At 63.5% G+C, this 8,237-nt stretch carries 9 protein-coding genes; 2 read left to right on the plus strand and 7 right to left on the minus strand.

The genetic code is table 11. From position 1 onward, the window contains the following. The 5 genes from HKL97_RS04860 to HKL97_RS04880 form a co-directional block, all read right to left on the minus strand. Positions 1-209, minus strand: a 209-nt coding sequence (locus tag HKL97_RS04860) for a DUF448 domain-containing protein (protein WP_291423018.1), incomplete at its 3' end; no start/stop codon positions are given. After that, positions 193-1,707, minus strand: a complete 1,515-nt coding sequence (gene nusA, locus HKL97_RS04865) for a transcription termination factor NusA (RefSeq protein ID WP_291423020.1) — start codon at positions 1,705-1,707, stop codon at positions 193-195. The genes nusA and HKL97_RS04860, both read right to left, overlap by 17 nt. A gap of 37 nt (positions 1,708-1,744) precedes the next feature. Further along, positions 1,745-2,269: a ribosome maturation factor RimP gene (gene rimP, locus HKL97_RS04870; protein WP_291423021.1), complete on the minus strand. Its 525-nt coding sequence runs from the start codon at positions 2,267-2,269 to the stop codon at positions 1,745-1,747. Between the two features lie 148 nt (positions 2,270-2,417). Continuing rightward, positions 2,418-3,491, minus strand: a complete 1,074-nt coding sequence (locus HKL97_RS04875) for a GSCFA domain-containing protein (RefSeq protein WP_291423023.1) — start codon at positions 3,489-3,491, stop codon at positions 2,418-2,420. Next, a complete protein-coding gene (locus HKL97_RS04880; protein WP_291423025.1) occupies positions 3,488-4,222 on the minus strand; it encodes a hypothetical protein in 735 nt (244 codons plus the stop codon). The genes HKL97_RS04875 and HKL97_RS04880 overlap by 4 nt, the downstream gene beginning before the upstream one ends. A gap of 136 nt (positions 4,223-4,358) precedes the next feature. On the opposite strand from HKL97_RS04880, the gene HKL97_RS04885 reads away from it, so the two are divergent. Next, positions 4,359-5,177 carry a shikimate 5-dehydrogenase gene (locus HKL97_RS04885; protein ID WP_291423027.1) on the plus strand — a complete coding sequence of 273 codons (819 nt, stop codon included), beginning with the start codon at positions 4,359-4,361 and terminating at the stop codon, positions 5,175-5,177. Between the two features lie 58 nt (positions 5,178-5,235). Here HKL97_RS04885 and glnA read toward each other — a convergent pair whose 3' ends face one another. Beyond that, positions 5,236-6,669 (minus strand): type I glutamate--ammonia ligase, encoded by a 1,434-nt coding sequence (gene glnA / locus HKL97_RS04890; RefSeq protein WP_291423029.1) that lies wholly within the window; start codon positions 6,667-6,669, stop codon positions 5,236-5,238. A 134-nt stretch (positions 6,670-6,803) separates the two neighbouring features. After that, positions 6,804-7,142: a P-II family nitrogen regulator gene (locus tag HKL97_RS04895; protein ID WP_284258491.1), complete on the minus strand. Its 339-nt coding sequence runs from the start codon at positions 7,140-7,142 to the stop codon at positions 6,804-6,806. Between the two features lie 270 nt (positions 7,143-7,412). Between HKL97_RS04895 and HKL97_RS04900 the strand changes: the two genes are divergently transcribed. Beyond that, positions 7,413-8,237 (plus strand): aminotransferase class I/II-fold pyridoxal phosphate-dependent enzyme (locus HKL97_RS04900; RefSeq protein WP_291423031.1); only part of this gene is annotated, 825 nt, incomplete at its 3' end.

The raw sequence follows: 8,237 nt of genomic DNA on the forward strand, positions 1-8,237 counted from the left end.
ATCACATCCCTGGACGCACTCAACCACAATCCGCGCCCAGGCAGGGTTGCGCTGACATCGAACACCAGCTGGCGCTGCGGCCCCACCACGAAACGCAGCATGGCCTCACGCGCGAAACTCTCGCGTTTGACCAGGCAGCGCCGCAGCGGCCCGCGCTCCGGCGCCTCGTCTTCGCTCTCAGCGATGTCCGGTTCAGGCTGCGTTGCCATCTCCCTCGAACCAGTGCGCGCGCGCGGCCATGATGATCTCGTTGGCGGCTTCCTCGGTCAGCGCCTCGGCGCCGACGATTTCCACCAGCTCGTCACCGGCCAGGTCGGCCAGGTCGTCCAGCGTCTTCACGCCCTTCTCGCCCAGCGCGATCAGGTCTTTGGCGCTCAGCGCCTCAATCGCGGCAACCTCGTCGCTCACGCCCAGAGCCACGCGCTTCTCTTCCAGCTCACCTGCCTGCTTGGCCAGCGAGGCTTCCGCCCGGCGCTGCAGCTCGGCGGCCACGTTTTCGTCAAAGCCCTCAATCGAGGCGATTTCATCCAACGGTGTCATGCTCAAATCCTCTATCGTCTCGAATCCTTCGGCTACCAGCAGGCCGGCGATCACATCGTCCACATCCAGCGCCTCCACGAACAGCCCGGTCTTGCGGCGGAACTCCTCCTGGCGGCGCTCGGACTCCTCAGCCTCGGTCAGGATATCGATATCCCAGCGCGTCAGCTGCGAGGCGAGACGCACATTCTGGCCACGCCGCCCGATGGCGAGCGAGAGCTGGCTGTCAGGCACCACAACCTCAACGCGCCCGGCCTCCTCATCCATCACCACCTTGGAAACCTCGGCCGGCGCCAGCGCGTTCACCACGAAAGTCGCGACATTGGGCGACCAGGGGATGATATCAATCTTCTCGCCCTGCAACTCAGCCACCACCGCCTGCACGCGCGAGCCGCGCATGCCCACGCAGGCGCCCACCGGGTCGATCGACTGATCGCGCGAGACCACCGCCATTTTGGCGCGCGAGCCCGGATCACGCGAGACCGCCTTGATCTCGATGATGCCGTCATAAATCTCCGGCACTTCCTGCGCGAACAGCTTGGCCAGAAAGCCGGGATGCGTGCGCGAGAGAAAAATCTGCGGCCCGCGCTGTTCTTCCCGCACATCATAGATGAACGCGCGCACCCGGTCGCCATTGCGCAGATTCTCGCGCGGGATGGTCTCGTCGCGGCGCAGCAGCGCCTCGGCGCGGCCGAGATCCACCATCAAATTGCCGTACTCGGTGCGCTTGACCACGCCGTTGATGATCTCGCCCACCCGGTCCTTGAACTCGTTATACTGCTTGGAGCGCTCATACTCGCGCACGCGCTGCACGATCACCTGCTTGGCGGTCTGCGCGGCGATCCGGCCAAAGTCGATCGGCGGCAGCGGATCGACGATAAAATCGCCAACCTCCTTCTCGGGCGCGAACTTCTTCGAGATGGCAACGGGGATCTGCGTCTCCTCGTTCTCCACCGTCTCGACGATCTCGGTCCAGCGCGAGAGCCTCACATCGCCGGTCTTGCGGTCGATGGTGGCGCGGATGTCCTTCTCGTGGCCATATTTGGCGCGGCCGGCTTTCTGAATCGCCTGCTCCATCGCCTCCAGCACATCGTCGCGCTCAATCTGCTTTTCGCGCGCGACGGCATCGGCAACAAGCAGCAATTCCGGACGGTTAACTGCGGTATCCATCGTCAGTCTCCAATAAATAGACGTGTCATGAGTTGATTCACTGCAAAGGGGCTTCCGGCATCGAGAACGCAATCAGCGCATCGGTGAGAATCAGCTTGGCTTTCTTGATGTCGGCCCGCTTCAGGCTCAGCACCTCACCGCTCTCCACCTTCAGCTGCACGCTCTCTTCATCGGCCCCCACCAGTACACCGCTAAAGCGCTTGCGGTTGCCGGGGCCGGGGAAATTCAGCTCGATCTTCGCCTCGAATCCGGCGTAGCGGACAAAATCCTTGGTCCGGGTCAGCGGCCGGTCAATCCCCGCGGAGCTCACCTCCAGCGTCCAGGCCGAGGTGATCGGGTCTTCCACGTCCAGCACGGCGGAGAGCAGGTGGCTCACGGCGGTGCAGTCATCAAGCGTGAAGGCGGCGTTGTCCGCCCGGTCGGCCATGATCTGCACGGTGGGCGATTCCGTACCCATGATCTGCACACGCACCAGCTCATACCCCTGGGCTTCCAGCGGTTCGGCGATCAGCTCGGCAATGCGGCCTTCAAGGCCGGTGTGGTTCGGGCGGTTGGCGGTCATTCAGGCAAAAATCCAATAAAAAGGGCGGCCGGTTAGGGCCACCCTGGAAAACGCGGGTTTTGTTTTTTGCCCTCATACGCCGATACCGCGCTGGCGGCAAGGAGTTTCTCGCCGCGGCGCCCGATCTCATGGCATACGGCGCAAAACCTCACCCCGGGTCCAGCGCCACCTCCTCGCAATGCACCCGCATCAGATCCTCCATCTGGTGCATATACGCCTCGCTCCGCGTCTCGCGCGGGGGCGCCGCAGGCGGAGGCGCCGCCACGATATTCGCGTAACAGCGCGCAAACACCCGCATCACATGCGCCACACCCGCCCCGGTCACGCTGCGCCGGTCCTCGGCAAAATAGGTCCCGCCATCAAACCGGCCCGTGATAATCTCATAGGACGGGAAATACGCCACCCCCGCCACCCCCTGCGCCACCATCTCCGCCGCCACGCGCAGCACGGATTTGGAGTAGATCGTGGCGGCCAGAACATGCGTATCCACCCGCGCCGTCGCCACCAGCGGCACCGGCGACACGGTGAGAATCACCCGGCAGCCGTGGTTGACGCCGCGCAGCGCGTCGATGAAACCTCTCAAATCCTCCGCGACCTCCGCCACGGTGAAATTATGGAATTCATGCCGCGCCGCGTCGAACGTCCCGCCCGAAACCCCAGGACAGAGCGGAAAAACCGCCCCATCGGCCCGCGAGCGCCACGATTCGGTAAGCCCCAGGGTGAACACGAACACATCCAGCGTCTCGAACGCCCGGCGCAACGCGGCAAAATGGCGCGCCCTGTCGATCTCGAACTCGCGCCTGGACAAAAACCCGCCCGGCTGGATCTGCGGCCTGAACGGATCAATAAACCGCCCGTCCGCCTCCCAGACATCCTCGGCGGGGCTGAAATTGCCGTAAGCACGGTGGAAAAGCTGCAAGAGCTGCCGCGCCGTATAAATATTGCCGGTGCGCGCACTGAACACGTCATAGTTGAAGCTGCGCGCCAACTCCGCCGAGGCAAGCGGATGCGCCGTCTCGGCAACGAGAAAATTGAACTGGATCGCCCGCAGCATCGGCCCGATGTGCTGGGCGAAACAGCTCCCGGCGGTAAAAACAGCATCCCCCGGCGCAATCATGAACGGCGCCTGCACCGCCGGATCGACCGCACCCGGCGCCACCTGGGCCACGGCGCGCCGCCAGAAGGCGTGGTTGGGCAGATTCTGATACGGATTACCGCTCATCGCGCCGCCCCGCCCAGGCTCGCCACCAGCTTTTTCAGTACATGCGCGCCATAAACCGGGTTGCCATGCGTCGGGTCCGGGTTCCACCCCGCTTCAACCATCATGCCCTGAGCATCCTGCATCTCCATCGGCACGCCAAGGAACGCAACGCCAAGCCGCGCGCACGCCTCCCGGTACAGCGCCGAATGCAGGCGCCAGAGCTTATAACGCAGCAGTGCCGGAGAGACGCCGTATGCCGCGATCATATCCCTGAAAATCCCCGGATAGGTTCGGATATGCTCCGCCGAGGGCACCGGCGGGGGAGATTCGATATGAACAAGCCGCCCCGGCACCGCCGCCCGGTACGCCGCCAATACCGCCAAATGCGGCGCAACGCGGCGGGCAAGCTCACCAAGCAACAGCCCGGCGGGCAGAATTTCACACGCTTCGTCCACGGGCAGCTCCGGCGCTTCCGGCAGCACGAAGTCGAAACGCCGCGGATGGTTCAACATGCCGATGATCGAATGATCATTCCCGCCGAGCATCGAAACATGCACCTCGGCCGCCGCCGCGCGCAGCTCCCCCAGGAGCGCCGGGCTCAGCCCGCCTCCGGCCATCGGCGGCTCAAATCGCGAATCGTTGAGCAGCACAAAACGCATCTCGGGCACTTGCGCGCCCGGCACGCGCCGGTCATGCGCCGCTTCCAGCGCGCAGGCATGGCTATGTCCCATGACAAAAATTCTACCCGGCATCGCTCCCGCCTGTTGCTCCGCCTTAAGAATGTACCCGCTTTGCCGTCCGGCGCAAAAAACGCGGGTTTGCGCGTTGCACAACCGCGGCGGCAGCATAAATAAACCTTCATATTCAGATGACAAAGGATAATTCGCAATGAAGCCACCGATCGGGCGGGACACCAGGCTCTGCATGTCGCTCTCAGCCCGGCCGGGTAACTTCGGCTCGCGCTTCCAAAATCATTTATACGAGGCGCTGGGGCTGGATTACGTCTATAAATCCTTCACCACCCAAAACCTCCCCGCCGCCATTGGCGGAATCCGCGCCCTGGGCATTCGCGGCTGCGCGATTTCCATGCCCTTCAAAGAAGCCGTGATTCCGCTCATCGACACGCTGGAGGCTTCGGCGCGCGCCATCCAGTCCATCAACACCATCGTCAACGATGATGGGCGGCTAACCGGCTACAACACCGATTACAGCGCGGTCCGCACGCTGGCTGAGCAGTCCGGGCTGGACCGGGGCGCGCCCTTTATCCTGCGCGGCAGCGGGGGCATGGCCAAGGCGGTGGCCGCCGCGCTGCGCGATGGCGGGTTCCACAACGGCACCATCCTCGCCCGCAATGCGCAGAGCGGGCCGGCGCTGGCGGCGCGCTACGGTTTTCGCTGGCAGGCGGCGGCCGAAGGGTTGAGCGCGCCATTCCTCATCAACGCGAGCCCGCTCGGCATGGCCGGGGCGGACGAGGCGGCCCTGGCCTTCACCCCGGCGCAGATCGCCGCCGCCGCCGTAGTGTTCGACGTGGTGGCCGTGCCGCTGGAAACGCCCCTGCTCGCCGCCGCCCGCGCCGCCGGCAAGCGCCTGATCACGGGCGGGGAGGTCGCCGTATTGCAGGCGCTGGCGCAGTTTGAGCTTTATACCGGCGTAACCCCCACGCCCGCCCAGGTGGAGCAGGCCACCGCCTTCGCCCGCACCGGCTGAACCGCCCGCCAACGAAAAACGGCGCCCGAAGGCGCCGTTTCCCGTGACAATCCGTCTTTTAAGCGGAGTAATACATCTCGAACTCAACCGGGTGCGGCGTGTGCTCGAAGCGGTACACTTCCTTCCACTTGATCTCCATGTAGCTCTCGATCTGCTCCTTGCTGAACACATCGCCCTGCAACAGGAACTCATGATCGGCCTCGAGCGACTGCAGCGCCTCGCGGAGCGAACCGCAAACCGTCGGGATGCCCTTCAGCTCTTCGGGCGGCAGCTCGTAGAGATCCTTGTCCATCGGGTCGCCGGGGTGGATCTTGTTCTTGATGCCATCGAGACCCGCCATCGCGATCGCCGCGAAGGAGAGGTAGGGGTTGGCGGTCGGATCGGGAAAGCGCACTTCCACGCGCTTGGCCTTCGGGCTCGTGGTATAGGGGATACGGCACGAAGCCGAGCGGTTGCGCGCCGAATAGGCCAGCAGCACCGGCGCCTCAAAACCCGGAATCAACCGCTTGTAGCTGTTGGTCGCGGGGTTGGTGAACGCGTTGATCGCTTTCGCGTGCTTGATCACGCCGCCGATGAAATACAGGCACATCTCGGAGAGATCCGCATAGCCATTGCCCGCGAACAGCGGCTTGCCGGCTTTCCAGATCGAGGCGTGCGTATGCATGCCCGAGCCGTTGTCGCCGTAAATCGGCTTGGGCATGAAGGTCGCGGTCTTGCCATAGGAATGCGCGACGTTGTGGACGCAGTATTTATAAATCTGCATCTGGTCGGCCATCTTGGTGAGCGAGTTGAACCGGGTTCCCAGTTCGTGCTGGCTCTGCGCCACCTCATGGTGATGCTTCTCAATCGGCAGGCCCATCTCGCCCATGGCGGAGAGCATCTCGGCGCGCAGGTCGCTATCGCCATCCACGGGGGGAACGGGGAAATAACCGCCCTTAACCGCCGGGCGGTGGCCCATGTTGCCTTCCGGATAATCCTTCAGCGAGGAGCCGGGGCCCTCGATGGAATCCAGCTGGTAGGTGCCGAAATTGCCGCCGGTGCCAAACTTCACGCTGTCGAAAATGAAGAACTCAGCTTCCGCGCCGATGAAAATGGTGTCGCCGATGCCGGTTGACTTCACATAGGCTTCCACCTTCTTCGCGGTCGAGCGCGGGTCGCGGGCATAGCCCTGGCCGGTCGCGGGCTCGATAATGTCGCAAAACAGGATCAGGCTCGGCTTGGCCGCGAAGGGGTCCATCACCGCCGTATCCAGGTCCGGCTGCAAAATCATGTCGGACTCGTTAATCGCCTTCCAGCCGGCGATGGAGGAGCCGTCGAACATGAAGCCGTCCTTCAGCGTGTCGGCATCAACCGTGGAGACATGCTGCGCCGTGTGCTGCCACTTGCCTTTCGGGTCGGTGAAACGCAGGTCCACATACTCGACCCCGTTTTCCTTAATCAGTTCAAGAACCTTCGCTACGCCGTCGGCGCTCTCAGCGGGCTTCTTCGCCATGCTTTATCCCCGTAATGTCAATAAGTTAATCGTCAAGCTCATCGTCTATCGACGGCGCCGCACCACGCGGCCCCGAACAACCCTGTTGCAAGCGCAGCATGTTAACCGTGCATGATCGCCAGGACAATGCCTGTTCAGATCGCGGCGTCGCCTTTTTCCCCGGTGCGGATGCGAATGGCCTCTTCAACCGTGGAGATAAAAATCTTGCCGTCGCCAATCCGCCCGGTGCGCGCGGCATTGGTGATCGCCTCAACCGCCCGTTCAACCACCGCGTCCTCGCAGACCACTTCAATTTTCACCTTGGGCAGAAAATCCACCACATACTCGGCGCCGCGGTAGAGCTCGGTATGCCCCTTCTGCCGGCCAAACCCCTTCGCCTCCACAACGGTAATGCCTTGCAGCCCAACCTCGTGCAGAGCCTCTTTCACTTCGTCAAGCTTGAACGGCTTAATGATCGCTTCGATCTTTTTCATCTGGTCCACGCCCGCCACGGCCAGGCGTCCTCCTTAAGTGTTCGTTCGGACAGCGCAATTGCGCGCCAGCCAACGGGCTGACGGGATACAGTCTTGCACGCACCGTGCCAGCCGCGCAAACCACAAGCAAGAACCATGTTGCACAGGGGTTTAGCGCGTATCACGATTCGATTTGCCTATCGGGCAGCGGCTTTTGCCTAATTTTTCGGCATACTTGCCGCCCGCCCCCGCCGCGCGTTACGCTCCGGCACGTCGCTCAAGGAAATCAACGTGAAACCAGCCAACACGCTGCTCGAACAAACCGGCACCACCATCTTCACCGTGATGTCGGCGCTCAGCCTGCAACACGGCGCCATCAACCTCGGCCAGGGCTTCCCCGATACCGAAGGCCCGGCCGATATCGTGCAGGCGGCGGCGGATGCGCTGCTCGACCACCGCAACCAATACCCGCCCCTCACCGGCCTGCCCGAGCTGAAAGCCGCCGTCGCCACCGCCAACCAGCGGTTTTATGGCCTTCCCATAGACCCCGCCGCCGGCGTCTGCGTCACCTCCGGCGCCACCGAGGCGATCACCGCCTGCCTGATGGCCCTGCTCAACCCCGGCGACGAGGCCATCCTCATCGAACCGCTTTATGACACCTACCTCCCCGTGGTGAAAATGCTCGGCGCCACGGCGCGGCTGGTGCGGCTGGAGCCGCCCGGCTGGGAGCTGCCGCGCGCCGCCCTGGCCGCCGCCTTCAGCCCCAAAACCAAGCTGCTGCTGCTCAACTCACCGATGAACCCCACCGGCAAGGTTTTTACGCCCGATGAGCTGGATTTCATCGCCGGGCTGCTGACGCAACACGATTCCTACGCGGTGTGCGACGAGGTGTACGAACATCTGGTCTTCCCGCCCGCGCGGCATATCCCGCTGATGACCCTGCCCGGCATGGCCGCGCGCACCTTGCGCATCGGCAGCGCGGGCAAAACCTTCTCGCTCACCGGCTGGAAGGTGGGCTACATCTCCGGCCCGGACAATCTGATCTCCCTGGCCGCCAAGGCGCACCAGAATCTCACCTTCACCACCGCGCCCAATCTGCAACGCGCCGTCGCCCTC

Source organism: Acidocella sp. (assembly GCF_013044125.1).
GTDB lineage: Bacteria > Pseudomonadota > Alphaproteobacteria > Acetobacterales > Acetobacteraceae > Acidocella.